Genomic DNA, 23,846 nt, shown 5'->3' with positions numbered 1-23,846 from the left:
TGTCATGAGATAACTCTCGCCGTCTTCGCGCATAACCGGGCCCCTTCCCGTCGGCCGCGTGGGCCAGTACCCTCGCGCGCGTGGGCCAACCCGCGGAACGGCGTCTGTTGTGGATCTTGATCGGCCTGGCGCTGCTGTCGCGCCTGGTCTGGGTGCTGTGGGTGCATCCGCCGGGGAACTATCTGTACAGCGACATGCGGCTGTACATGGAGCGGGCGGTGGCGCTGGCGGACAAGGGCATTCCGGCGCCGACGCGCACTCTGGCGTGGCAGGCGTACGGGACGCACACGCTGCTGGCGGCGCCGCTGCGGCTGTTCGGTACGGCGCCGCCGATGGTCGCGGGGGCGCTGCTGTGGGGGCTGCTCGGGGCCGCCGCGGTGCCGCTGGCGTACCTGCTGGCGTGCCGGGTGCTGCGCGAGCGCTGGCAGGCGCGCACGGCCGGGATCGCGGCGCTGCTGTGGTTCCCGAACCTGTCGACGACCGGCTTCTTCCTCTCGGAGACGCCGTTCCTGTTCGCGCAGCTGCTGTCGCTGTACTGGCTGGTGGTGTGCTTCCAGGAGGGCAAGCGGGCCTGGCCGGCGGGGGTGGCCTCGGCGATCGCGTTCATGCTGCGGCCGCAGGCGGCGGTGTTCTACGTGTTCGTGCTGCTGGTTTGGCTCGTCAACGTGCGCCGGCTGCAGCACATCAAGTGGCACCACATCGTCGGCGTCGGCGCCCCGCTGGTGCTCGCGCTCGGCTTCAGCCTGTGGCGCTTCCACTACCACACCGGCTATTGGGGCGGGATCGCCGAGAACGCCAACATGAACCTCACCGCCGGGCGGTGCCACAACATCAACACCCAGGCGTACCGCACCGAGTTCGAGCGGGCCAAGGCCGAGCGCAAGGACGACCAGACCAACGGCCGCCGCGTGACCCTGCCGGGCTTCCGCACGCTCAAGAACTGGGCCCCGGAGTGGTCGCCGCTGGCGCTGCGCCCGGCCCTCGGCGGCGACAGCATCCGCTTCGTCGGCTACATCGGCGACCCGTTCGTCCACAAGGACATCCGCGCCAAGTGCTACGCGGCCACCGGTCTCTTGGAGCAGGTGCGCTACAGCTTCGTCAACATGATGCTGCAGTGGTTCATCGCCGGGCAGTGGCCCGAGACCAGCAAGGGCCACGCGCGCACTCTGGTGGTCTCGGAGATCTACCGCTACTTCTTCAACACCGTGGTGCTGCTGCCGTCGCTGGTGGGGATCGGCCTGGCGCTGCGCGGGGTCCGGCGCGACCCGGCGATGGCCGTGCTGGCGGTCTGCCTGGTGGGGGCCATGATCATCGCCGCGATCTTCTTCGGCGACCCGCGCCTGCGCACGCCGTACGACCCGGTGTCGATCATCCTCGCGCTCTACGCGGTCGCCGTGGCGCTGCCGGCGTGGCGGGCGTGGCGTGCCCGACGTTCCGGCCGGACCCCCGCGCAGGCGGTGTGAAGGGCCGCTCACGGGCGCGGGCGAGCGGCAGCGGCGGTTTTGGCGGTGCCGCCGCGCGAGAGGTGTGTTACCCCTTGGCCGCGCCAAGCCAGGAGGAACCATGCCCGTCGCCGACTACGCCACCTACTGCCGCATGCTCGCGAACGCCAAGGCGAACAAGTTCGCCTACCCGGCCATCAACATCACCTCCTCGAGCACGGTGAACGCCGCGCTGGCGGCGTTCAGCGAGGCCAAGAGCGACGGCATCCTGCAGGTCAGCACCGGCGGCGGCGAGTTCGCTTCGGGACAGGGCGTGAAGGACATGGCCTTCGGGGCCATCGCGCTGGCAGAGTTCATCCACCGGGTCGCCGAGCGTCACCCGCACTACGTGGCGATCCACACCGACCATTGCCCGGCCGACAAGCTCGACAAGTTCATGCGCCCGCTGCTGGCCGAGACCCGCCGCCGGCGCGTGGCCGGGCTGCCCAACCTGTTCTCGTCGCACATGTTCGACGGCTCCGAGCTGCCGCTCGCCGAGAACATGAAGATCGCCCGTGAGCTGCTCCAGGAGTGCGCCGAGCTCGAGATCATCCTCGAGGTCGAGGCCGGTGTGGTCGGCGGCGAGGAGGACGGGGTCAACAACGAAAACGCCCCGGCGGCGAAGCTCTACACCACCCCCGAAGACATGGTCGCGGTGGCGCGGGCGCTGCGCGAGGTCAAGGGCGGGCGCTACATGTTCGCCGCCACGTTCGGCAACGTGCACGGCGTGTACAAGCCGGGCAACGTCAAGCTCAAGCCGACTATCCTTCGCGACGGTCAGGAGGCGGTCGCGCGCGAATTCGGCGAGGCCGCGCGCTTCGACCTCGTGTTCCACGGCGGCTCCGGCAGCGAGTTGAGCGAGATCCACGAGACCCTCGAGTACGGCGTCGTCAAGATGAACATCGACACCGACACCCAGTACGCCTATACCCGGCCCATCGCCGACCACATGTTCAAGAACTACGACGGCGTGCTCAAGATCGACGGCGAGGTCGGCAACAAGAAGCACTACGACCCGCGCTCGTACCTCAAGGCGGCCGAGAAGGGCATGCAGGCCCGCGTCAAGCAGGCCTGCGCCGACCTCCGCTCGAGCGGCACCACGCTGTTCAAGCGCTGAACGTCGTCACTCGACCACTCCACGGAGCTGCACGAGCCATGCGGGTACACGTCGACGCCGAGCGCCCGAACCCGCGCAAGCTGCAGCCCGCGGTCGAGGCCTTGAAGAAGGGGCAGGTGATCGTCTACCCGACCGACACGGGGTACGCGTTCGGCTGCGCCATGTCGAGCGTGAAGGGCATCGCGGCGATCCGCCGGCTCAAGGGGCTCGACGAGCGCTCGCACAAGCCGCTGACGATGATCGTCTCGGGGCTGACCGACGTCGGCCGCTTCGGCGTGCTCGGCAACTCGCACTTCCGCCTGGTCCGCCGCCTGCTGCCGGGGCCGTACACCCTGGTGCTGGCGGCGACCTCCGAGGTGCCGAAGAGCATGCACAACCGCCACCACGAGGTCGGCCTGCGCGTGCCCGACCACCTGGTCTGCCGCATGCTGATCGGCGAGCTCGGCGAGCCGCTGCTCAACGGCTCGGTGACGCCGGGCGAGGAGACGACCCCCGAGCTCGAGGACGCCGAGGAGCTCGAGAACCGCTACACCCGCGAGGTCGCGGTGACGATCGACGTCGGCCCGCAGTGGCCCGACCCGTCGACGGTGCTGCGGATGATCGGCGACGACATCGAGGTGTTGCGCGAGGGCAAGGGGGACTTCCGTCCGTGAGCGAGGATGCGGCGCCGCCGCGAGCGCGGGCGCGGATCGTGCTCGCAGACAACATGGACGTGCTGCCCGGCCTGCCGGCCGGCGGGTTCTCGCTGATCTACATCGACCCGCCGTTCAACACCGGGCAGACCCAGCGCCGCGCGCAGCTGCGGACCGTGCGTGACGCGGACGGCGACCGCACCGGCTTCAAGGGCCAGCGCTACCGCACGATCAAGCTCGGCGAGCGCCGCTACGCCGACGTGTTCGACGACTACCTCGAGTTCCTGTGGCCGCGCCTCGAGCAGGCCCACCGGTTGCTGACGGCCGACGGCAGCTTCTTCCTCCACCTCGACTACCGCGAGGTGCACTACGCGAAGATCGCCTGCGACCAGATCTTCGGCCGCGAGTGCTTCATGAACGAGATCGTGTGGTCGTACGACTACGGCGGCCGCTCGAAGTCCCGCTGGTCGGCCAAGCACGACAACATCCTGTGGTACGCCCGCGACCCCGCGCGCTACACCTTCGAGTACGAGGCGATCGATCGGATCCCCTACATGGCCCCGGGCCTCGTCGGCCCGGAGAAGGCCGCCCGCGGCAAGACCCCGACCGACGTGTGGTGGCAGACGATCGTCAGCCCGCAGGGGCGCGAGAAGACCGGCTACCCGACGCAGAAGCCGCTCAAGATCCTCGAGCGGATCGTGGTCGTGCACTCGCGCCCCGGCGACCTGCTGCTCGACTTCTTCGCCGGCAGCGGCAGCTTCGGCGAGGCGGCGCTGCGCCATGGTCGCGACGTCGTGCTCGTCGACCAGAACCCCGAGGCGATCGAGGTGATGCGCCGGCGGCTCGAGTTCGCGGCGCCGGCGATCGAGGTGTTCGGCGCCGCGCCGATCGAGGCGGCGGACCCGGTGGTGCGCGAGGGCGAGGCGTCGGCGACGGCGACGCCGGACGGTGCGACGGACAGCACGATCGCGGCGGCGTCGCTGACGGCCGACGAGGAGTCGCTCGCCACGGCGCCGCCGGAGATGCCGACGCGCGAGGCGTCGCTCGCCGCCGCTGCGGCGCCCACGATCGCAGGCGAAGGCCCGGTGGCTGCCGACGAGGTCGGTTGAGACACGTCCCTTTTATCCATGCGGAAGCACGACGGTGAGCGGTCGTATGTCCGAACGGACAGGTGGGCGTAATTGCGCGGACTGTGGATAACCGCCATTGGCGGCGGTCCAGCGCGTCGGCGTCTGGTGTGATTGACCAGAGGTGCGAGCGACGGCGGTCGGTCACGACATCCGTGTCGTGCCGTGTATCGCATGAGCCCGGTGGCGTGACCGGCAGGGCTTGGCTAGGTTTCCCGCATGCGCACCTATCTGGACGTTACCCGCGGCTTCTACGTCGAGCTGATGGCGAGCCTGGGTCTCATCGCGGCGTGCGGCGGCACGAGCGGCGAGACCACCATGGCGAGCGAGCCCGCCTCGACGTCGTCGACCGGCGCGGAGACGTCGGGGCTCACCACCGGCGCGACCGACGACTCCGGCGAGGTGACGAGCACCACGGAGGGCGCGACGAGCACGACGACGACCACGGGCGACGCCACGACCGCCGCGCCGGGCACGAGCACGACGACCGCGAGCTCGATCACCGGCGAAGAGAGCACGAGCACCGGTGACACGACCGGCGAGGCCAGCGGCACCACGACCACGAGCACGAGCACGACGACGACCACGGGTGAGCCGGGGACCACCGGCGACACCAGCGAGTTCACGTGCGAGCCGCCGCCGCCGGGGATGATGCAGAAGTACGTGTGCTTCCCGGTGCCCGACGGCCTGGACGACTGCGCCGCCTGCGACGCGGCGTGCAGCCAGAGCTGGGCCAACGCGGCGGCCACGGGCGACCCGTTCTGCAGCTACACCGACCTGATCGTGCAGTGCGGCCCGGACCCGATGCCGGCAGCGCCGGAGCAGTGCTGCTACTTCATCGCCCACGGCGACGGCATGGTGTGCGAGGGCCGGCCGTTCGTGGTCGAGGGCGCGGGGCGAGTCGCGCCGACCCTGCGCCGCAGCGACTGGCAAGGCCAGACCCTGCCGTCGCTCGCGGGCCTGGACGATCCGACCCGCGCGGCGCTGGCCGACCTGTGGGGCGCCTCCGCGGCCGACGAGCACGCGTCGGTGGCCTCGTTCGCCCGCTTCGCCCTGCAGCTGCTGGCCGTCGGCGCGCCGGCCTCGCTGGTCGACGGCGCGCAGCGAGCCATGGCCGACGAGATCGCCCACGCGCGCGCCTGCTACACGCTCGCGGGCGCGTACGCGGGCTGCCCGATGGGACCTGGTCGATTGGACATGTCCTCAGCGCTAGGCGACACCGACCTGCCGGCGCTGGCCGCCGCGGCGGTGCGCGAGGGCTGCGTCGGCGAGACGCTGGCCGCGCTGGTGGCCCAGGTCGCCGCGTTCCAGACCGCCGACTACGCGGTCCGCGGCGTGCTCAAGCAGATCGCCGTCGACGAGGGCCGCCACGCGCAGCTGGCCTGGCGGTTCGTGCAGTGGGCCCTGGGCCGCTCGCCCGCCGTGCACGAGGCCGTGCGCGAGGCGTTCGCCGCGGCCCTGCGCGAGCCGCTCGGCGCCCGCGCGTGGGCCGCGGACGCCGACCCGGAGCAGCTGCGCGCGCACGGGCGGCTGTTGCCCGACGAGCAGGTGGCGCTGTGCCGCGACGCGCTGGTCGGGGTGATCGGCCCGGCCGCCGACGCGCTGCTCGGCCGCGCCCAACAGGCCGCGGCGGCCTGAAGCTCGCGACCGAGAGATGAGCGCGGCGGGCCCCGCCGCGCTCGCGGTCGCTACGGGCAGCGCGGGGCGATGAACTTGCCGTCGAGCTCGAAGGAATTGTCGAGGCCGCTCCACTTCACATGGCACAGGCGACCGACGACCTTGTCGGCGTCGAGGGCGATGACCTCGAGCGTGCCCGTGGCCACGCTGCCGCCGCCGTCGCATTCGCCCCAGCCGTGGTCGGCGCCGTTCTCCAGGCCGAAGCCGTGCACGCCGGGCCACGAGAGCGAGTAGAGGCCGGGGGCCTGGAAGGCGGCGGGGATCCGCAGCGACAGCTCCCATTGGCCACACGAGATGGGATCGTGCGGGTCGGCGCAGGTGAAGGTCTCGCTCGAGAAGCGGACGTACAGCCGGTTCGGGTCGTCGTCATCGCCGGTGGTGCCGCCCTCGGGATCCACGGGGATCTGCGACTCGAGGTACGCCAGCACCTCTACGTCGAGCGGCTCGGCCTCGCCGTCGCACGGCACCGGCTCCTCCGACCCCGTGGTGTAAAACGTGGTCGAGGTCGAGGTCTCGGGGAACTCCCCCGTGGTGCAGCCATCCGCGCAGCCGGTGGTGCTGGTGGCCTCGGTGGCGGTCCCCGAGATGCTGGCGCCTTCACCCTCGGTGGCGGTCCCGGAGATGCCGGTGGTGGAGGTTTCGGGCGGGCCCTCGGTGTCGGAGGTCCAGCCGGGCGGATGGGTGGTGGTGGTCGCCGGACCCGGCCCGCTGGTCTCGAGCGTGGTGCCCGCCCACGAGTCCGCGGTGCTATGCCCCGATTCGGAGGCCTCTACGCCGGTGTCCGTGGTCGGGCTGTCCCCTTCGTAGAGCTTGGCCTCGAAGGTGCAAGCCAGCAGCGTCGAGGCGATGAAGCAGAGGTGGATACGAGTTGTCATGTGCATGCATGATTCAATAGCACGCACTTTGATGATTCGATCGGACCTATTTCTGCCCATCGGACCGCGATCGGACGTCGGCGCTGGATCGGCCCAAATCCGGAGAATAGGGCCGTTCTGCGCGATCTTTGGCGGTGGCGCAGAGCGGGCTGTGCACATTCCGGACGACGCGCTGCCCACTATCGGGACGCTCGCCCGAACGCCTCGATCTGCGCAATCGCCTCGCCGGCCTTGCGGCGGGTGTGCGGATCGGGGTCGGCGCTCATGGCGGCCAATGATGGCACTGCGCATTGAGCGGCAGCGCCGCAGTTGCCGAGCGCGCGGGCGGCCTGGCGACGAATCGCGGGATCGGCATCGGTCAAGAGTCGCGCGAGGTCGGGGATCGCAGGGCTCGCCGCGGGGCCGAGATCGACCAGCGCCGCCATCGCCTCCGCGCGCTGATCGTCGGGCTCGCCCGGGGTGACGAGGCGCAGCAGCGTCGGCAAGGCCCCGGCGGCCGCGTCTCCCCAGGCCAGGCGGCGAAACGCGGCGAGGGCGGCCCGGCGCACGGCGGGGTCGCCATCCTCCATGACGACGGTCAGGGCCGGCAACAGGGCTGGCAAGCCCGCCGGGTCCGCTGCGAGCAGATCGATCGCCGCCGCACGCACGCCGGGGCTGCGATCGGCGACGAGCGCGAGCACCGGACAGGCGATCGGCGCCGGCTCGGCGCCGACCCGGATCAGCGCGCGTACAGCCCCCGCGCGCACGCTGTCGTCGTCGTGATTGAACAGCGCCAGCAGCTCGGGCGCGGCGGGCCGCGCCTTTTCGCCGTAGCTGGCGAGCGCCTGCAGGATGTCGAGGATGATCGCGGCGACGACCTCGTCGTGGAGGTCGCGCGCGAGGTCGTCGATCAGGGCCGCGCCCGGGGCCCCGAGCGCGAGGATCGCCCGCGCGGCCCGGCCCCGGACCCTGGCGTCGCGGCTCTGCAGCTCGGCCCGGTGATGCGCGAGGCGATCGTCGAGGGCCTCGAATTGAGCGAGGGCCAGCGCGGCGAGCGGGTCGTGGAGGTCGTGCGAGACGCCGAGGAGGCGCCCGTCGGCGGCGATGAAGGCGACTGCGGGATAGGCGAGCGCGCCGAAGCCGGACCATTGCTCGTCGGTCTCGGCGTGGATGAAGCGCAGCGGGCCGCCGGTGCGCCGGGCGAGGGCCGCGAACTCGGGGCGATACGGCTCGCAGGCGGCGCACCAGGTGGTCGAGAGGTTGACGACGGCGATCTGCCCGGGCGACAGGGCGGCGACCGCGGCGTCGAGCTCGGGGCGGCCGTGGACCGCGAGCGGCTCGGCCCCGCGGGCGCGGGCCTGGCGGCGCGCGAACGAGAGGGTGCCGAGCGGATCGACGAAGCGCGCGGCAGGGTCCTGCCGACGCGCGTGCTCGGCCCGCTCGCGCACCGAGAGCACGCCGTCGCCGTCGCGGTCGGCGATGCGCGACCAGAAGGCGCGCTCGGCCTTCTCGCCGACCTGTCCTGAAGGGAAGGTCATGACGACGGTGGCGGCGTCGGTCAGGGCGGCGAAGGCCAGCCGCGGGCGTGCCTGCGCGAGCACGACGACGCGGGCGCCGGTGCGGAGCTCGGCGAGCTCGTCGCGCAGGCGGGCCAGCGGCAAGCAGGCGTCCTGCAGCGGGATGCAGCCCCACGGATCGTCCGGCGCCTCGGCGACCTCGGCGGCGAGGATCACCAGCATCACGCCGGGCTCGAGCTCGCGGCGCAGCGTGGCGATGAGGGTGGTGACGCCGGCGAGGCTCGGCGGGGCGTGATGGGCGGTGCCCGGCGGCGCGGCGACGCCGGCGACGAGCAGGCGGTAGTCGGCCTCGGCGCGCAGGCCGGCCAGGGCGTGATCGAGGCGCGGGCCGTCACGACCGTCGAACACGAGGGCGAAGCGCGGCCGCTGGACGTCGAGCGGCGCCGGCTCGCGCCGCGGCAGGCTCGGCGCCGCCATGAAGGTGGTGCGCCCGTGCACCCACCCGGCAGCCCCGGGCCGCGGGTCGCAGACGAACGGGCTGGCGAGGTTGGCGTCGCGGGCGGTGGGGCCGTCGACGAGCGAGCGCGCGTCACAGGTCGCGGGCTCGGACACGGCCGTCGGCGCAGGCTCGGGCGGCGCGGGCCGGCACCCGCTCACGAGCAAGAGAGACGCGACGAGACTCGCAGGCCGCACGCAAAGATCGAGGATAGCACGCGGCCGTCGCGTGCAATCGCCGGCGCCACGTCAGCCCTCGAAGGCGCGCAGCTCGACGCCGGAGACGGAGAACCGCCGCTCGCGGAAGTCGGCCGCGTCGACGCAGGCCCGCACGCGATCGCTGAGGTAGAGCTTGCCCCACTCGCCGCAGTCCTGGGCCATCTTCGAGGCGATGTTGACCGGCATGCCGGCGATGTCCTTGCCGCCGCCGGCGAGGTCGAACACCAGCACAGGCCCGAGGTCGACGCCGATCCGGCACTCGATGCCGCCGGCCGCGAGCTCGCGGCGGAACGCCCGGGCGAACTCGAGCGCCCGCGCCGGCTCGTCGAAGGTGTAGATGCCGATCGGCCCGCTGACCTTGACCTCGTCCCCGTGCGCGTCGCCCAGGTGCCGCAGGCCGGCGTCCTTCAGCATCGCCGACAGCGAGAGGTTGTCGAACAGCGCGATCGCCCGGCTGTCGGCGTCATGACCGTGACGCTCGATCAGGACGACCACCTTGTGCCGGGTGTACTTGTCGGTCATCTCGCGCGCCAGCTCGCGGTCGCCCAGGCGGCCCTCGAAGCGCGCGAGGTCGGCGTAGAAGGCGTCGGAGTAGGGGATCGGGTAGCGCTTCGACTTGGCTGTCCCGAGGGACAGGCGCGGCCCGTCGACCACTCGCCACAGCGCGCCGAGCTCGGCCTGCTCGCCGATCGCCGCGAGGTCGAAGCCGTGCGCGGGCGGCAGGCGGTCGACCACGGCCTGGCTGACGACGATCTCGTCGCCGGCCACGTGGTTCTCGCCGAGCTCCTCGACCGCGTCGGAGGCGTCGCCGTAGAGGCCGCCGCTGGCGCTGTAGAAGTCGCCGAAGTGGGCGGCGAGGCCGATCTTGATCGCGCAGCGGCGGCCGACCTCGTCCTGCACCGCGAGCAGCGCGGCGAGCAGGCGCTCGGCCGCGACCGCGGCGGGGTAGAACATCTGCGTGTTGTCGGCGGCCCAGATCCCCACGCTCTCGCCGCCGATCGCCAGGCCGAAGTCGTGGACGATCGACTTCGGCTGATCGATGATCGCGAGGATCTCCATCAGCCCTCGCTCCGCGGTCAGGCGCGTGAGCCCGGCCGAGTCGGAGACGACGTTGAAACCGGTGACGCGGCAGGCCGCGAGCAGGCGCAGGGCGTCGGCCTCGGTCTGGTCGCTCTCCAGCCAGCGCCCCAGCAGGCGCAGCGGGAGGCCGCCGACGATGTCCTGGGCGAGGTCGAACAGCGCGGGCGAGTACTGCGTGCGGGCGATCTTGCTGACCAAGGCGAGCCGGGCACGTGGGTAGCAAGGTCGCGCGAGGTTGACAAGCGCGACGCGGGCGCCGGCGACGTCGGCGAGGACGTCGTCGGCGAGGCGACGTCGAATACGCGTAACACTCGCCCCGGGGCCGCGTTGGCGCGCTGCGACCAGGAGGTCGCGCGGACAATCACGACAGCGAGGACTCCATGAAGATCTGGACATGTCTCGTCGCGCTCGCGCTGCTCGCGGGCTGCGGCGACGATGGCAGCAGCACGACCGACACCCCGGAAGACGCGAGCCAGGTGCCGCCGACCAGCGGCAAGGTGGCGATGCGCGAATGGCTGGCCGCGGGCCACTACAAGCAATGGACCTGCGAGGCGAGCGCCCACGACGCGACGATCGGCGTGTCGCCGCACGGGAAGCAGCGGATCTGCAGCAACGACGCGCTGGCGGGCCACGGCGACGGCGAGTACCCGGTCGGCGCGGCGGCGGTGAAGGAGCTGTACGACGCCGACGGGGCGACCATCTTCGGCTACGCGGTCTACCGCCACGTGAAACCAGGGACCGGCGGCGACAGCTGGTACTGGTACGAGGAGGTGCCGGCCGATCACCCGGCGCCGCACGACAAAGACGGGATCGTGGCCGACGGCCTCGGCGACGCCGGCCCGGCGATGAGCATCTGCGTCACCTGCCATCAGGCGGCCGGCAGCGACGCCGACCACCCCGGGCACGACTTCGTGTACGTGCAGGTGCAGTGATTCGCGCCACGATGCCGCTCGCATGGGCGAGGCGGCCTCGACGAGGCGGCGCGGTCACGGGGGGATGACGCAGAAGCAGGTCCCCGGCGCGCCGCCGTTGTTGCACAGGGACCAGGCCGGGTCGGACATGGTCTCCGTCACGTAGTCCTCGAGCATGGGAGTCGGCAGCATGGGGTTGTTGAACGCAGTCAGGAACTCGAGGCCGATGCCCTTCGGGAGCGCCGTGATCGACTGCAGGGCGTCGTTTTGATAGAGGCTCAGGGCGCCGAGCGTGCCGAGGTTCTCGAGGCCGTGGAGGTCGATCAGGGCGTCGTTGCCCTGCGCGTCGCAGGAGCCGATCTCCAGGTGCCAGCTGACGCTCGTCAGGCTCGCGAGCGCCGCGAGGCTCGCCAGCTTCGGGTTGTTCTCGAGCCTCAGGTGGGTGGCCTGCGTGAGCGCCTGGAGCCCGTCGAGGGACGACAGCTGTGGGTGGTTCTCGATCCACAGGTTGCCGACCTGCGTGAGCGCCTGGAGCCCGTCGAGGCTGGCGAGTTTGGCGTTGTCGACCAGCCACGCCTGGTCGCTCACGGACTTCACGCCGTCCAGGCCCGAGAGGTCGACGAGGCCGGCGTTGTCGCGGATCTCGAGCGAGCCGAGCGCCTCGACCGATTCGAGGCCCTGTAGATCGGAGAGCAGCGGCAGGCCGCTGATGGAGAGCTCTCCCATGCTCGGCGCGAGCATGTCGGCGAGCGGGGCGAGGTCGGCGAGCTCCGGGCTGTAGCCGATGGACAGGCTGCCGCTGAAGCCGGTGATGCCGGCGAGGCTGGCGAGCGAGCTCAGGCCGGCGTTGTGGGAGAGGTGGAGGCTCCAGCCGGGCTCGACGATCCCGGTGAGGCCGGTGAGGTCGGTGAGCGCGTCGCAATCGGCGATGCTCACCAGGTTGACGTGCTGCAGCGCCTGCAGGGCGCTGATGTCGGTGAGCGCGGGGTTGTTGAAGATGTAGATGTTCGCGGTGGTGTTTTTGCCCTCGACGACCTGCAGGCCCGCGAGGCCGTCGAGGGACGCGAGCTTCGAGTTGTTCTCGATTCGCACCTTGCCGCCGACCCGCTGCAGATTCGCCAGCGACCCGAAGGAGACCAGCGACACGTTGTTCTGGACCAGCAGGTCGCCGGTGACCTCGACGATGCATTCCAGGCTGGCCGGATCGGTGTCGTCGAAGATCTCGAGCGGGCCCTCGAAGACGATCGTCTCGTCGCAACCGCCCGGCCTGCCGGTGCTGCTGCTGGTGTCCTCGCCGGTGCCGGTGCTCGTGGTCGAGGGCTCGATCGTGGTGCCCGGCGGCTCCGTGGTCGGTGGTTCGGTGGTCGGTGGCTCGCTGCTGGTCGGCGCGTCGGTCTCCGACGCGGGCGCGCTGGTCTGCGAGGCCGACTCCGAGCCGGGGCCGGCCGTGCTCGTCGTGGTGGTCGCGTCCGTCTCGCCGGTCCCTGTGTCGTCCATGCCGATCGGGTCCTGGCAGCCGAACAAGAGGGTCCCCAAGCCAATCCATAAGCGCTGCGTAGCCATCCTCCGAGGATGCCTGCATCGGCGTCGACTGGCCAGAGCCACGCCACGGGAGGGGACGCGCCGGCCCGGCGGCCGCCGCCGAGATCGGAGCGCGGGCGGAGCGCGGGGCGAGAGCGCCGGAGGATCAGCCGGAGCCGCGCAGGACGCCGAGCCAGCCGTCGTGTTGCACCACGACCACCTCCGGCGCGGACATGCCGATGAACAGGACGTCGGCGCCCGCCACCCGGAGGTCGGCGGCGGCGAGGACCGCGTCGACGGTGGTGCGCAGGCAATCCTCGCAGTGCGGCACGACGAGCAACTCGCGGCCCGTCAGCGCGCGCAGGCTCGGCGCGACGTCGGCGAAGTCGAGCGAGTCGTGGACGAAGCGCCACTCCACCAGCGCGCCGATCTCACCCGCGTACTCGACCAGCGGATCGAGGTCGAACACCACGGGCCGCTCGGGGGCGGCTCGCAGCCGCCGGCGCTCGGGTCGGACGTTGGCCCAGAACGCGGCGACGCGGGCCGCTGCCTCCACGCGGCGCTGGGCGACGAAGGCGGTGAGCCCGGGGAACAGCGCCTCGAGCCGCCGGTTGGCCGCGTCCACGAGCTCCGCCTCGCTCATGCGCGCATCATTCCACGCCCGGGCGCGGCCTGCCAGGGGCCGTGCGCCGACATGTCCCCGGGGACATGTCGACGCAGCTCAGCTCGCGCTGCCGAAGTTGGCGGCCGCGAACTCGTCGAGCTCGGTCGCGGTGGCGCGCATGAAGCGGCGCTTCTCGTGGTACGGCAAGAAGGCGCTCTTGAAGCCGTTGAGGATGACCTGGCGCAGGGCGGCGAAGTCGAAGTCGAGCTCGGTGTGGAGCAGGTGGAGCTCGCGCGACACCGTGGTGTTCGTGATCAGGCGGTTGTCGGTGTTGACGGTGATCCGCGCGCCGAGGTCGAAGTAGAGCCGCAGGGGGTGCTCGGCGATGCTGCTGACGGCGCCCGTCTGCACGTTGGACGACGGGCAGCACTCGAGCGGGATCCGGTGGTCGACCACGTAGCGGAGCAGGTCGCCGTCCTCGCGCAGGCGGCAGCCGTGGCCGATCCGGTGGGCGCCGCACACGTGCAGCGCCTGCGCGATCGAGGCCGGGCCGTAGGCCTCGCCGGCGTGGATCGTGACGTTGATGTTGTTCTGGCGCACGAGGTTGAAGGCCTCGTGGTGGTCCTTGGGCGGGTAGTCGTACTCGGCGCCGGCGAGGTCGAAGCCGACCACGCCGCGGTTCTTGTAGGCGACCACGAGCTCGGCCATCCGCAGCGACGACTCGGGCGAGATGTTGCGGATCCCGCACAAGATCAAGTTGCTCTCGATGTTGTGGGCCTGCTGGGCGTCGTGCAGGCCGCGCAGGACGGTCTCGACCACGCGGGTGAGGCCGAGCTTGCGCCGGGTGTGCAGCATCGGCGAGTAGCGGACCTCCATGTAGCGCACGTTCTCGGCGGCGGCGTCGGCGGCCAGCTCGAAGGCGGCGCGGTAGAGGGCCTCCTCGTCCTGCAGCACCTGCAGGGTGACGTCGAACGCCTTGAGGTAGGCCACCAGGCTGCCGGCGTTCTGGCCGAGGTTCATGGCGGCGCCGAGCCCCTCCGGCGTGTCCGCCGGCAGCGTGACGCCGCGCTCGCGCGCGAGCTCGAGGATCGTGCCGAGCCGCATCGAGCCGTCGAGGTGGACGTGCAGGTCGGCCTTCGGCAGCTGCTGGATCTGCGCGAGCGTCAGGGTCGGCGCAGTGGTCATGCTGTCTCTCGGGTCATGTAGTGAGGGTCAGGTGGTGTAGATCGCCGGCTTGAGCACGCCGATGTACGGGAGGTTGCGGTAGTGGCCGCGGTAGTCGAGGCCGTAGCCGACCACGAACTCGTTGGGGCACGGGAAGCCGACGTGGCGCACCTGCAGCGGCCGCTTGCGCGCCTCGTGCTTGTCGAGCAGGGCGCAGATCTCGAGCGAGGCCGGGTGACGCGTGCGCAGGATGTCGCACAGATAATCGAGGGTCAGGCCGCTGTCGACGATGTCCTCGACCAGGACGATGTGCCGGCCCGTGGCGGCGCTGCCGAGGTCCTTCAAAATTCGCACCTCACCCGACGAGGTGGTGCGGTCGCCGTACGACGAGACGGCCATGAAGTCGATCGACAGCGGGATGTTCATGTGCCGCACGAGGTCGGCCATGAACAGGAGGCTGCCGCTCAGGATCCCGACCATCAGGGGGTCCTTGTCGGCGTACTCGCTCGCCAGAGTGTGCCCGAGCTGCGCGACGCGTTCGTGGATCTGCTTCTCGCTCAAGAGGATCTTCGAGAGGTCCGCGGTGAGGCCGCCCTGCCAGGTGTCCGTGGTCGTGTGTGTCATGCGCGCTGGTGCGCGCGAGGATACACGAGCGCCCGGCGCGCGTCAGCCGGCGAGGTGGCCGTAATTCGCCGCTGGAGCGGCGAATCCCTCGCAGGCGGACCGGTCGCCGGCGAAGAGGTGTGCGCCGCGGCGTCCTCGACCTCGTCGCGAGCGAATGAAGATACGACGGTGACGATCCGGCGATGCCTCGCGCGGGCCGTGACGATCGCGTGTCTCGGTGGATGCGTCCCCCGAGGTCGCGAAGAGCGAGGCGGCGCTCAGGGGCCGGGCGGGGCGAGCAGCGGGCGCGGGGCGCCGAGGGCGAGAGCGGGGCGCGGCTCGGGGGCCGCGGGCAGGGCGACCGGCTCGGGCTGGGCCTTGATGTAGACGTCGTGCTTCGAGTACGGGATCTCGATGCCGGCGGCCGTCAGCGCCTTGTAGACGCGGCAATTGAGGTTGTCGAGCACGTCCTCCAACAGGCCCGGCTGGAGGATCCATACCAGCAGCGAGAACTCGAGGCCCGAGGCGCCGAACTTGGTGAACAGCACCGTCGGGGCCGGGTCCTCGCAGATGTGAGGCTGTCCCCTGGGACATTCGAGCAGCACGGCGCGGACGAGGTCGATGTCGGAGCCGTAGGCGACGGAGACCTTGATCGGCACGCGCTCTTTCTCGGCCGGGCCGGCGCTCTCGTTGACGACCTTGGAGTTGCCGATGATCGAGTTGGGGACGGTGATCTCGATGTTGTCGCGGGTGAGGATCCGGGTCGAGCGCAGGCCGATGTCGGTGACGCGCCCGCGCAGGCCGTCGTCGAACTTGATCATGTCGCCGATCTTGTACGGCGCGTCGGCGAGGATGAAGATGCCGGCGAACAGGTTGGCCAGCGAGTCCTTGGCGGCGAAGCCGACGGCGATGCCGACGATGCCCGCCGAGGCGAGCCAGCCGGTGACGTCGACCTTCCACGCCAGCAGGGCGAAGTAGGTGGCGCCGCCGAACAGCACCAGCTTGGCGAAGATGTCGAACAGCGGCAGGGAGCGCGGCTGCAGGAGCGAGCCCTCGCCGGCGCGCTGGCTGAAGTGATGCATCACCAGCCTGGCGATCTTGATGGTCGCCCGCGTCCACACGATCACCGCCACGGTCTCGAGCAGCGGGTCGCCGATGTGCTTGAACCGCGCGGCGCTGTCGACGATGCTCGCCGACCACCGCATCCCGACCAGCAGCACTGTGATGAAGATCGGGCGCCGCAAGATCGCCACGATCTTGTCGTCGAGGTCGGTCTTGGTCTTCCGCACCAGCATCAGCACGACGCCGCGGAAGAACAGCTCGATCAGGAAGGCGGCGAGGAAGGAGCCGAGGAGGACGGCGGCCGCGCGGATCGTGTGGACTTCGAGCAGCTCCAGCAGCGCTTCGGGCATCGCGTGACATCCGAGGATGCCGCGCCCTCGGTCCGCGGTTCAAGTCATGAGTTTGAATGCGCGGCTTGAAGTGTGGCCTTCGGGCCTCAGGGGCCCAGCGCAGCGCGGACTGCGTCGCCCAGGGCGCGCGAGGCCTCGGGCGCGGGGCCGCTCGCGACGTGGACGATCCGTCCGTCGCGGCCGAGGACGAGCGCAGTGGGCACCGCGGCCAGCTGCAAGCGGGCCGCGAGGGCGCCCTGCGGATCCCAGCCGAGCTCGAAGCCGTGGAGGCGGAGGTCGGGTTCGGGGCTGAGGGCGCTGCGGTCGTGGTCGAGGGCGACGACGACGACCGCGAGGCGAGCGGAGCCGTACTCGCGCAGGAGGTCGTTGTAGAGGGCGAAGCTCGCGGGCCACGAGGGCAGCGCGGCCGAGGTGAGCTCGAGGACGACGACGCGGCCGCGCAGGTTGGGCAGCGGCAGGGCGGCGCCGGCGAGCAGGGGGACGGTGAGGTCGAGGACCTCGCCGGCGGCGTGGCGGATCGGCTGCGCCGGCAGGACGGGCGCGTCCGGGGGCGGCGGTTCGGGCGGCGGGGCGGTCTGCGGGCGCGTGCACGCGGCGGTCAGCGCCGCGAGGGCGGCGACCAGGAGCACGCGTGACGGGGGGCTCATGCGTCGTGGACCGTGTCGACGAGGAGGCGCGCGATCGCGGGGTCGGTGTGGCGGGAGATGCCGTGGCCGAGGTTGAAGATGTGGGCCCTGGCCCGGCGTCCGGCGGCGACCACCGCCCGCGCCTTGCGCTCGACCAGCGCCGGCGGGCCGAGCAGCGCGAACGGGTCGAGGTTGCCCTGCACGACCCGCTCGGGGCCGACGACGTCGATCGCCCGCGCCAGGTCGATCGACCAGTCGACGCCGACGACGTCGGCCGGCATCTCGGCCGAGTACGCCAGCAGGTTGGCGTTGCCGCGGGTGAACAGGATCAGCGGCACGCCGAACTCGCGCACTGCGGCGCACAGCCGGGCGGTGTGCGGCTGGACGTGCTCGCGGTAGTCGTCCGGCGCGAGCGCGCCGGCCCAGCTGTCGAACACCTGCAGCGCGTCGACGCCGGCCTCGACCTGGCCGCGCAGGTAGTCGATCAGCAGGTCGGTCAGCCGCGACATCATGTGTCCGAAGAGACCTGGCTCGCAGAACATGAGCGATTTGACATGTTCGAACTCGCGGCTGGTCTTGCCCTCGACCAGGTAGCTGAGGGTGGTGAAGGGGGCGCCGCAGAAGCCGATCAACGGCACGCGGTCGGCGAGGGCGGCCTTGCAGGCGCGGACGGCCGCGTAGACGTAGTGACAGGCCTCGCGCGGGTCGATCCACTGCAGGCGGTCGACGTCGGCGCGCGTGCGCACCGGCGTCGCGATCACCGGCGAGGGCTCGAAGCGGACGTCGACGCCGAGGGCGTCGAACACGACGAGGATGTCGGAGAACAGGATCGCGGCGTCGACGCCGAGGCGGTCGATGGGCTGCAGCGTGACCTCGGCGCACAGGTCGGGCCGGCGGCACAGCTCCTCGAAGCTGACCTTGGCCCGGACCGCGCGGTACTCGGGGAGGTAACGCCCCGCCTGTCTCATGAGCCAGATCGGTGTCCGCTCGGGCCGTTCGCCCCGGCAGGCGCGGAGGAAGCTGTCGTTCTGCATGGCCCGGGCACGATAGCGCACCCCGGGGGGCGCGGGGCCCCGCGTTCGGGGCGCGGACGCACACGCGCCGCCGAGTCCGGTCCGCCGGGGCCTGGCGCGCTCGTGGGCTGTTTGCCATCCTTCGGCCCATGCGACTTAGATCTCTCTTGTTGATCTCCAGCATCGGCCTCGGCGCCTGTTCGACGGCCGCCCCCCAGAGCGAGACCCTCGGCAACAGCACCGCGAGCGCGTCGAACACCGACGGCACCAGCGACACCGGCGGGCAGGCGTCGGCGGGCTCCACCGAGTCGCCGGGCACGACCCTCGATCCGACGGCCGCCAGCGGGACGACCTCGGCCACGACCGCGCCCACTGCGACGGGTGCGACCGCGGAGGGCGAGACCTCTCCGACCAGCACTGCGGCGCCGACGACCGACACGACGTCCGCGACGACCGACACGACGTCCGCGACGACCGACACGACGTTCGAACCCGGCGACACCGACACCGACACGACCGGCTGGACCGACACCGACACGACCGGCGGTCCGGGCGGCGGGGCCTGCGAGGTCGACGCCGACTGCAAGCTGCACGACGACTGCTGCTCGTGCTACGGCATCCCGAACGAGCAGACCGACCCGATCTGCAAGGCCGAGTGCGAGCAGACGCAGTGCGAGCAGATCGGCATCGACGAGGCGAAGTGCGTGCTCGGTGAGTGCACGACCGAGAAGGTCGACTGCAGCAGCGAGGTGGCGTGCGACTCGCTGCCGCCGGACTGCCCGCCCGGGACGCTGCCCGGGATCGCGGGCGCGTGCTGGAGCGGCGCGTGCGTGCCCGCGGTCTCGTGCGACAAGGTGCCCGACTGCAAGTCGTGCCCCGACTCGCTGATGTGCGTGCAGTTCCAGGCCTTCATCAACGAGCACACGTGCCTGCCGCTGCCCACCGAGTGCAACGGGAAGGCCAGCTGCGAGTGCGCCGCCGAGGCCTGCGTCGAGCCGTTCGGCTTCTGCGGCGAAGGGGCCGGCGACGTCGACCTGGCGTGCGCGTGCCCGGCCTGCTGAAGCGCTCGCGCCGGGCCCCGCGGCCGGAAGGCGGACGCACGCGCGCCGCCGACGTTGGTTCGTCGGGGCCCCTGGCGCATTCGCGGGGCCTTTGTCATCCTTCGGCCCATGCGACTTAGATCTCTCTTGTTGAGCTCCAGCATCGGCCTCGGCGCGTGTTCGACGGCCGCTCCCCAGAGCAGCGAGACCCTCGGCAACAGCACCGCGAGCGCGTCGAACACCGACGGCCCCAGCGACACCGCGGGGCAATCGACGGCGGGCTCCACCGAGTCGACGCTCGAGCCGACCGGTGACCCCGGGACGACCGCGGCCGCCACGACCGCGCTCACTGCGACGGGTACGACCGGGGACGGCGAGACCTCCCCGACCAGCACGGCGGCGCCGAGCACCACCGACGTGGCGACGACGGGCGAGACGACGTCGGCGACGACCGGCGACACGACCGAGGCCGACACGACCGCCGGGACCGACACCGACACGACGACCGGCGGCATGGGCGGTGGGCCCTGCGAGGTCGACGCCGACTGCAAGCTGCACGACGACTGCTGCTCGTGCTACGGCATCCCGAACGATCAGACCGATCCGATCTGCAAGGCCGAGTGCGAGCAGACGCAGTGCGAGCAGATCGGCATCGACGAGGCGAAGTGCGTGCTCGGCCAGTGCACGACCGAGAAGGTCGACTGCAGCAGCGAGGTGGCGTGCGACTCGCTGCCGCCGGACTGCCCGCCCGGGACGCTGCCCGGGATCGCGGACGCGTGCTGGAGCGGCGCGTGCGTGCCCGCGGTCTCGTGCGACAAGGTGCCCGACTGCGAGTCGTGCCCCGATTCGTACATGTGCGTGGCGTACCTGAATGTCCTGAAGAACGACCTGATCTGCCTGCCGCTGCCCGTTGCGTGCGACGGCCAGGCCAGCTGCGACTGCGCCGGAGAGGCCTGCACCGGCTCGTTCGACCTGTGCACCGGCTCGGGCGACGCCGACCTGGCTTGTGATTGTCCGAACTGCTGAAGCCGCGAGGTGATGCCGGCCGCGACCGCGAGGTCGCGGCTACGGCTGGCAGCGCTCTGGCGACCACAAGTGCGCGGCGCGACCCTCGAGGAAGCGCACGCACAGGTCGGGGTAGAGGATGTCGAAGGCGCCGAAGGGCCCGAGCTCGACGCGCCGATCGGGCTTGCCGCGCACTGCCTCGACCTCGGCGAGCGACATGCCGGCGTGGACCTTGCCGACGCCCCGCTCGTACTCGGCGATCTCGTCGGCGACGCCGAGCTCCTGCTCGCCTCGCCGGGTGCGCGGGACGGTGTAGCGCGCGAGCGCTTCATAGGTGCCGCCGAGCTGACCGGCGTGCCAGCGGGCGAGGATGAAGACCAGGTCCTCCTCGTCGAAGGCGTGGAAGAACCACGCGACGTGGCCCTCCTCCCGCGCGGTCCGCTTCAGCTCCTCGCGGGCCCGCTCCTGCAAGCGGAGCGCTTCGCGCCACGAGAGGTCCTCCCGCGGGGCCTGGTCGATGCCGGTGAAGACGACGTGGACGAGGCCCTTGGGGATCTCGCGCAGACGGCCACCATCCTGATTGGTGGCGCAGGCGGCAGCGAGGAGGGTGAGCGCGAGCGCGCAGCGCTTCAACATCGCGGCGGATCGTAGCCGCTGAACACGGCGCCCACCAGCCGAGCCTCGTGCGCGAGCAACCACCGCTTGCGCTCGAGACCGCCCCCGTAGCCGGTGAGGCTGCGATCGCTGCCGACGACGCGGTGACACGGGACGATGATGGGGATCGGGTTCTTGTTGTTGGCGCCGCCGACGGCCCGCGTGGCAGTGGGCCGCCCCATCGCCCGCGCGATGTCGGCGTAGCTGCAAATCGCCCCGAACTCGACGGCCATCAGCGCGGCCCACACGGCCCGCTGAAACTCGCTGCCCTCGGCCCCCAGCGGGACGTCGAAGCGCCGCCGCTCGCCGGCGAAGTACTCCTCCAGCTCGCGCCGCGCCTGCTGCAGCACTGGTTCGTCGTCCCGCTCGCCTCCGTAAGCGACAGGGGTCGGCTCGTGACGCTGCTCGGTCAGGTGGACGCGGCGCAGGACACCGTCGCCGCCGACAAGCCGCAGGTCGCCGATCGGGCTGGACATCCATGTCCAACAGGTCATTGTCATGACATGCTCCTCGGGACAGGTTGAGAAGACAGCGGGCGAGTGAGCGGCGTCGGGGATCGGGTCGAGGACGATGCGCGGCTCACCAGGCCGGTGTACCGCGGTGTGCCGGCGCGCGCAGGCGAATTCGCGCGTCGGGATGGAAACGGTGTTCTGCTGGGTGATTTTCGGTCGCGCAGGAAGGCTCGGGTCGAGTGGGCGCGGGTTGCGAGGGGCTCGCGCCGTTCGCGACATGGTCGGCCTCGCAAGGTGCGTCGGTCCCGAAGATCTCGCGGTCGGGGCTGGCGCCGTTTTCGCGATGGAGGCCTCGCCGAGGATGGACCCGTGGGCCTGGAATTTTCGCGCGACGGTCTGGTGTCGTTCGCGACAAGAGTCGCCTCGCGGAGGACGTACCGTCGCCTCGGAATTCCGCGGTCGGGGCTCGCGCTGTGCGCGAGAGGTCGCGTCGCGCGAGGGATTTGAAGATTTCGCGCGACGCTTCGACAGTCGCGACAATCTCGCAACTGCGCGCGGTGAGCGACGAGCTCGCTGGACCGCTCGCGGATGCGATCGCGGGCGCGTACGGCCGCGCTCGCTCGCGGTCGCACGAGCGCGCAGTGGAGCGCGCGGCGATGCTGGATTCAATCGGCGCCGCGATCGCGGTAAAACCGACCGATGCTGCACGTCGCCGCGGCCCCCGAGCTGTACGACCACACCCTCTGGTCCAGCGCGACCGACGAGCGCCGCGAGGAGCTGGCGCAGCTGGTCGCGGCGGAGCTCGGGCCGGAATTTTTCAAATATGAGGGCCTGCGCCGCTACGGTCAGGCGAGCGCTCCGGTGGCGGTGTTTGCCCACGCGCTCGTCGGCGAGATGAGCCTCGTGCCGGGCGGAGGTTTCGACATGGGCCTGTCGCCGGAGGAAGAGGCGGCGATCCGCACCGCCCGCGAGCAGGCCGCGGCGGCCGACGATGACTTCGATCAGGAGTTCGATCTGCTGCTCAGCGAGCTCGGACAGATGCGACCGCTGCACCGCGTGGTGGTGCCGCCGTTCCTGATCGCGCAGCGGGTGCTGAGCATCGGCCGGGCGCTGCGCTGGCTGCCCAACCTGCGCGACCCGCTCTACGGCCACGTGCCCGGGGCGGCGGCGCACCTGAACCCGGAGCAGATCACTGCGGTGCTGGTGGGTACGCGCCTGCGCCTGCCGGCGGAGGCCGAGCTCGAGTACGCGGCCCGCGGCGGCCTCCACCGCCGCCTGCTGCCGTGGGGCGACGTGCTGCCCGACGACGCGACGATCGAGGCGATGCTGGCCGACGAGGACGGCGCCACGCACAACGCGTTCGGCCTCCACGGCTACGGGCTCTACCCGGAGCTGTGCGCCGACCACTGGCACGAACACTACCGCGGCGCCCCCGACGACGGCGCGCCATGGCTCGGCTCCGGCATGCACGTGGTCCGCGGCGGTGCCGCCGATTGCTACCCGTGGCAAGGCTGCGGCGAGTGGAACCTGATGCTCTGCGCGATGCGCATGAACGATCGAGCGGCGGAATTCGGCGCGTCGGTGCGGCTGGTCCACGGTCTCGGCGAGCACGAGAGCGAGGACGTAGAGATGGCTGAAGAGACAGGTGCGAGGCGGGGGGGCGAGAAGGCGGGCGGGAAGAAGGCGAGCAAGGCGGCGGCGGGGAAGTCGAGTGCGAAGAAGGCGAGCGAGTCGTCGGCGGCGGGGAAGAAGTCGGGCGGGGAGAAGGCGAGCAAAGCGGCGGCGGGGAAGAAGTCGGGCGGGAAGAAGGCGAGCAAGGCGGCGGCGGCGGGGAAGAAGTCGGGCGGGGAGAAGGCGAGCAAGACGGCGGCGGCGAAGACGAGTGGGAAGAAGGCGAGCAAGTCAGCGGTGAAGGAGTCGGGCGGGAAGAAGGCGAGCGAGTCGTCGGCGGCGGGGGAGAAGTCGGGCGGGAAGAAGGCGAGCGAGTCGTCGGCGGCGACGAAGAAGGCGAGCGGGAAGAAGGCGAGCGAGTGGGCGGCGACGAAGAAGTCGGGCGGGAAGAAGGCGAGCAAGACGGCGGCGGGGAAGAAGTCGGGCGGGGAGAAGGCGAGCAAGTCGGCGGCGGGGAAGAAGTCGGGCGGGGAGAAGGCGAGCAAGTCGTCGGCGGCGAAGAAGGCGAGCAAGTCCGTAGCGAGATTGAAGAAGCCTGCGGTGTAATGCGATCGCCGGCCGTTGCGCGGAATTGCAGTTGGCGCCGCCGATGCCCGGGAATGTGCGCCGTAACTGTGCGGCCGGTCCTACGCGTGAGCTCGGTATGGCTGTGCGGAACCGGTTAGCGAGTACGAGGCGGTGAGCCCGAGCTCGACCCGAGCATTCGCGACCGTCTCGAGGATCGGCTGGTGGCCGCATTCGACATGAGCGGGCTGCGAAGCCTCCTGGCGCGATGGAACGATGGCGCCGATTCTCGAGCTCGAGGGCGTGGGTCTGCGGCGGTTCGTCACCGACACGGTGGGCCTTCGATAGGCCCCAGTCCCGCCGCTAATGGGGCAGGACCGCCTGATCGTGGGGCGCGAGCCGCGAGCGCTCGCAGAGCTGGGTTGTTCGAGTCATGAACAAGAGCAGAGCCCTTTCCGCGCCGACGG

Annotated in this window: 20 protein-coding genes and 1 pseudogene; 9 read left to right on the top strand and 12 right to left on the bottom strand. The window is 71.3% G+C overall.

Annotated elements, in window-relative coordinates:
- The first annotated feature begins 80 nt into the window (after positions 1 to 80).
- The 5 genes and pseudogenes from O0S08_RS46470 to O0S08_RS46450 all read left to right on the top strand — a co-directional run bounded on the left by O0S08_RS46470 (position 81) and on the right by O0S08_RS46450 (position 5,995).
- On the top strand, positions 81 to 1,463 hold the full coding sequence (locus O0S08_RS46470) for an ArnT family glycosyltransferase (protein ID WP_269035974.1): 1,383 nt from the start codon (positions 81 to 83) through the stop codon (positions 1,461 to 1,463).
- Between the two features lie 100 nt (positions 1,464 to 1,563).
- Positions 1,564 to 2,598 (top strand): class II fructose-bisphosphate aldolase, encoded by a 1,035-nt coding sequence (gene fbaA, locus O0S08_RS46465; RefSeq protein WP_269035973.1) that lies wholly within the window; start codon positions 1,564 to 1,566, stop codon positions 2,596 to 2,598.
- 38 nt (positions 2,599 to 2,636) lie between these two features.
- Positions 2,637 to 3,251: an L-threonylcarbamoyladenylate synthase gene (locus tag O0S08_RS46460; RefSeq protein WP_269035972.1), complete on the top strand. Its 615-nt coding sequence runs from the start codon at positions 2,637 to 2,639 to the stop codon at positions 3,249 to 3,251.
- A 53-nt stretch (positions 3,252 to 3,304) separates the two neighbouring features.
- A pseudogene (locus tag O0S08_RS46455) lies at positions 3,305 to 4,096 on the top strand (DNA-methyltransferase); the annotation flags it as partial.
- Between the two features lie 480 nt (positions 4,097 to 4,576).
- Positions 4,577 to 5,995, top strand: coding sequence for a ferritin-like domain-containing protein (locus O0S08_RS46450; protein ID WP_269035970.1), 1,419 nt, complete (start codon positions 4,577 to 4,579; stop codon positions 5,993 to 5,995).
- Positions 5,996 to 6,045: 50 nt separating this feature from the next.
- Here the strand turns inward: O0S08_RS46450 and O0S08_RS46445 are convergent, their stop codons facing one another.
- The 3 genes from O0S08_RS46445 to O0S08_RS46435 form a co-directional block, all read right to left on the bottom strand.
- Positions 6,046 to 6,909 (bottom strand): hypothetical protein, encoded by an 864-nt coding sequence (locus O0S08_RS46445; RefSeq protein ID WP_269035969.1) that lies wholly within the window; start codon positions 6,907 to 6,909, stop codon positions 6,046 to 6,048.
- 179 nt (positions 6,910 to 7,088) lie between these two features.
- Entirely contained in the window at positions 7,089 to 9,017 is a 1,929-nt protein-coding gene (locus tag O0S08_RS46440) for a HEAT repeat domain-containing protein (protein ID WP_269035967.1), read from the bottom strand.
- A 132-nt stretch (positions 9,018 to 9,149) separates the two neighbouring features.
- Positions 9,150 to 10,397: a nucleotidyl cyclase domain-containing protein gene (locus O0S08_RS46435; RefSeq protein WP_269035966.1), complete on the bottom strand. Its 1,248-nt coding sequence runs from the start codon at positions 10,395 to 10,397 to the stop codon at positions 9,150 to 9,152.
- Positions 10,398 to 10,579: 182 nt separating this feature from the next.
- On the opposite strand from O0S08_RS46435, the gene O0S08_RS46430 reads away from it, so the two are divergent.
- Entirely contained in the window at positions 10,580 to 11,131 is a 552-nt protein-coding gene (locus tag O0S08_RS46430; protein WP_269035965.1) for a hypothetical protein, read from the top strand.
- Positions 11,132 to 11,185: 54 nt separating this feature from the next.
- Here the strand turns inward: O0S08_RS46430 and O0S08_RS46425 are convergent, their stop codons facing one another.
- The 7 genes from O0S08_RS46425 to hemE all read right to left on the bottom strand — a co-directional run bounded on the left by O0S08_RS46425 (position 11,186) and on the right by hemE (position 18,074).
- The gene (locus O0S08_RS46425) at positions 11,186 to 12,646 is read right to left on the bottom strand and encodes a receptor L domain-containing protein (protein WP_269035964.1); all 1,461 of its coding nucleotides are present in this window, start codon (positions 12,644 to 12,646) and stop codon (positions 11,186 to 11,188) included.
- 151 nt (positions 12,647 to 12,797) lie between these two features.
- Positions 12,798 to 13,274, bottom strand: a complete 477-nt coding sequence (locus O0S08_RS46420) for a hypothetical protein (RefSeq protein ID WP_269035963.1) — start codon at positions 13,272 to 13,274, stop codon at positions 12,798 to 12,800.
- 78 nt (positions 13,275 to 13,352) lie between these two features.
- The gene (gene add / locus O0S08_RS46415) at positions 13,353 to 14,420 is read right to left on the bottom strand and encodes an adenosine deaminase (RefSeq protein ID WP_269035962.1); all 1,068 of its coding nucleotides are present in this window, start codon (positions 14,418 to 14,420) and stop codon (positions 13,353 to 13,355) included.
- Positions 14,421 to 14,447: 27 nt separating this feature from the next.
- Positions 14,448 to 15,023 carry a hypoxanthine phosphoribosyltransferase gene (gene hpt, locus O0S08_RS46410; protein WP_269035961.1) on the bottom strand — a complete coding sequence of 192 codons (576 nt, stop codon included), beginning with the start codon at positions 15,021 to 15,023 and terminating at the stop codon, positions 14,448 to 14,450.
- 257 nt (positions 15,024 to 15,280) lie between these two features.
- Entirely contained in the window at positions 15,281 to 16,414 is a 1,134-nt protein-coding gene (locus tag O0S08_RS46405) for a mechanosensitive ion channel family protein (RefSeq protein WP_269035960.1), read from the bottom strand.
- Between the two features lie 86 nt (positions 16,415 to 16,500).
- Positions 16,501 to 17,061 (bottom strand): TlpA family protein disulfide reductase, encoded by a 561-nt coding sequence (locus O0S08_RS46400; RefSeq protein ID WP_269035959.1) that lies wholly within the window; start codon positions 17,059 to 17,061, stop codon positions 16,501 to 16,503.
- Complete coding sequence (hemE, locus tag O0S08_RS46395; RefSeq protein WP_269035958.1) at positions 17,058 to 18,074, bottom strand: uroporphyrinogen decarboxylase; 1,017 nt, start codon at positions 18,072 to 18,074, stop codon at positions 17,058 to 17,060. The genes O0S08_RS46400 and hemE overlap by 4 nt, the downstream gene beginning before the upstream one ends.
- A gap of 128 nt (positions 18,075 to 18,202) precedes the next feature.
- Here hemE and O0S08_RS46390 point away from each other — a divergent pair, with 128 nt between their 5' ends.
- Both O0S08_RS46390 and O0S08_RS46385 read left to right on the top strand, forming a co-directional pair.
- A complete protein-coding gene (locus O0S08_RS46390) occupies positions 18,203 to 19,114 on the top strand; it encodes a hypothetical protein (protein WP_269035957.1) in 912 nt (303 codons plus the stop codon).
- Between the two features lie 108 nt (positions 19,115 to 19,222).
- Positions 19,223 to 20,119, top strand: coding sequence for a hypothetical protein (locus O0S08_RS46385; protein ID WP_269035956.1), 897 nt, complete (start codon positions 19,223 to 19,225; stop codon positions 20,117 to 20,119).
- A 39-nt stretch (positions 20,120 to 20,158) separates the two neighbouring features.
- Here the strand turns inward: O0S08_RS46385 and O0S08_RS46380 are convergent, their stop codons facing one another.
- Positions 20,159 to 20,734, bottom strand: a complete 576-nt coding sequence (locus tag O0S08_RS46380; protein ID WP_269035955.1) for a hypothetical protein — start codon at positions 20,732 to 20,734, stop codon at positions 20,159 to 20,161.
- Positions 20,728 to 21,246, bottom strand: coding sequence for a methylated-DNA--[protein]-cysteine S-methyltransferase (locus O0S08_RS46375; RefSeq protein ID WP_269035954.1), 519 nt, complete (start codon positions 21,244 to 21,246; stop codon positions 20,728 to 20,730). Before O0S08_RS46375 ends, O0S08_RS46380 begins: the two co-directional genes overlap by 7 nt.
- Before the next feature lie 657 nt (positions 21,247 to 21,903).
- Here O0S08_RS46375 and O0S08_RS46370 point away from each other — a divergent pair.
- Positions 21,904 to 23,421, top strand: a complete 1,518-nt coding sequence (locus tag O0S08_RS46370) for an SUMF1/EgtB/PvdO family nonheme iron enzyme (RefSeq protein ID WP_269035953.1) — start codon at positions 21,904 to 21,906, stop codon at positions 23,419 to 23,421.
- The last annotated feature ends 425 nt before the right edge of the window (positions 23,422 to 23,846 follow it).

Origin of the sequence: Nannocystis punicea (assembly GCF_026965555.1) — a bacterium.
GTDB classification, from domain to species: Bacteria; Myxococcota_A; Polyangia; order Nannocystales; family Nannocystaceae; genus Nannocystis; species Nannocystis punicea.
The sequence above is the reverse complement of the archived record's forward strand: the minus strand, read 5'-3'. Positions and strand labels throughout refer to the sequence as shown.

Bases quoted from the DNA above. Each gene is read 5' to 3' on its own strand.
- fbaA (WP_269035973.1), top strand. From the start codon at position 1,564: ATGCCCGTCGCCGACTACGCCACCTACTGCCGCATGCTCGCGAACGCC.
- O0S08_RS46460 (WP_269035972.1), top strand. From the start codon at position 2,637: ATGCGGGTACACGTCGACGCCGAGCGCCCGAACCCGCGCAAGCTGCAG.
- O0S08_RS46450 (WP_269035970.1), top strand. From the start codon at position 4,577: ATGCGCACCTATCTGGACGTTACCCGCGGCTTCTACGTCGAGCTGATG.
- O0S08_RS46445 (WP_269035969.1), bottom strand. From the start codon at position 6,909: ATGACAACTCGTATCCACCTCTGCTTCATCGCCTCGACGCTGCTGGCT.
- O0S08_RS46430 (WP_269035965.1), top strand. From the start codon at position 10,580: ATGAAGATCTGGACATGTCTCGTCGCGCTCGCGCTGCTCGCGGGCTGC.
- O0S08_RS46420 (WP_269035963.1), bottom strand. From the start codon at position 13,274: ATGAGCGAGGCGGAGCTCGTGGACGCGGCCAACCGGCGGCTCGAGGCG.
- add (WP_269035962.1), bottom strand. From the start codon at position 14,420: ATGACCACTGCGCCGACCCTGACGCTCGCGCAGATCCAGCAGCTGCCG.
- hpt (WP_269035961.1), bottom strand. From the start codon at position 15,023: ATGACACACACGACCACGGACACCTGGCAGGGCGGCCTCACCGCGGAC.
- O0S08_RS46405 (WP_269035960.1), bottom strand. From the start codon at position 16,414: ATGCCCGAAGCGCTGCTGGAGCTGCTCGAAGTCCACACGATCCGCGCG.
- O0S08_RS46400 (WP_269035959.1), bottom strand. From the start codon at position 17,061: ATGAGCCCCCCGTCACGCGTGCTCCTGGTCGCCGCCCTCGCGGCGCTG.
- hemE (WP_269035958.1), bottom strand. From the start codon at position 18,074: ATGCAGAACGACAGCTTCCTCCGCGCCTGCCGGGGCGAACGGCCCGAG.
- O0S08_RS46390 (WP_269035957.1), top strand. From the start codon at position 18,203: ATGCGACTTAGATCTCTCTTGTTGATCTCCAGCATCGGCCTCGGCGCC.
- O0S08_RS46385 (WP_269035956.1), top strand. From the start codon at position 19,223: ATGCGACTTAGATCTCTCTTGTTGAGCTCCAGCATCGGCCTCGGCGCG.
- O0S08_RS46380 (WP_269035955.1), bottom strand. From the start codon at position 20,734: ATGTTGAAGCGCTGCGCGCTCGCGCTCACCCTCCTCGCTGCCGCCTGC.
- O0S08_RS46375 (WP_269035954.1), bottom strand. From the start codon at position 21,246: ATGACCTGTTGGACATGGATGTCCAGCCCGATCGGCGACCTGCGGCTT.
- O0S08_RS46370 (WP_269035953.1), top strand. From the start codon at position 21,904: ATGCTGCACGTCGCCGCGGCCCCCGAGCTGTACGACCACACCCTCTGG.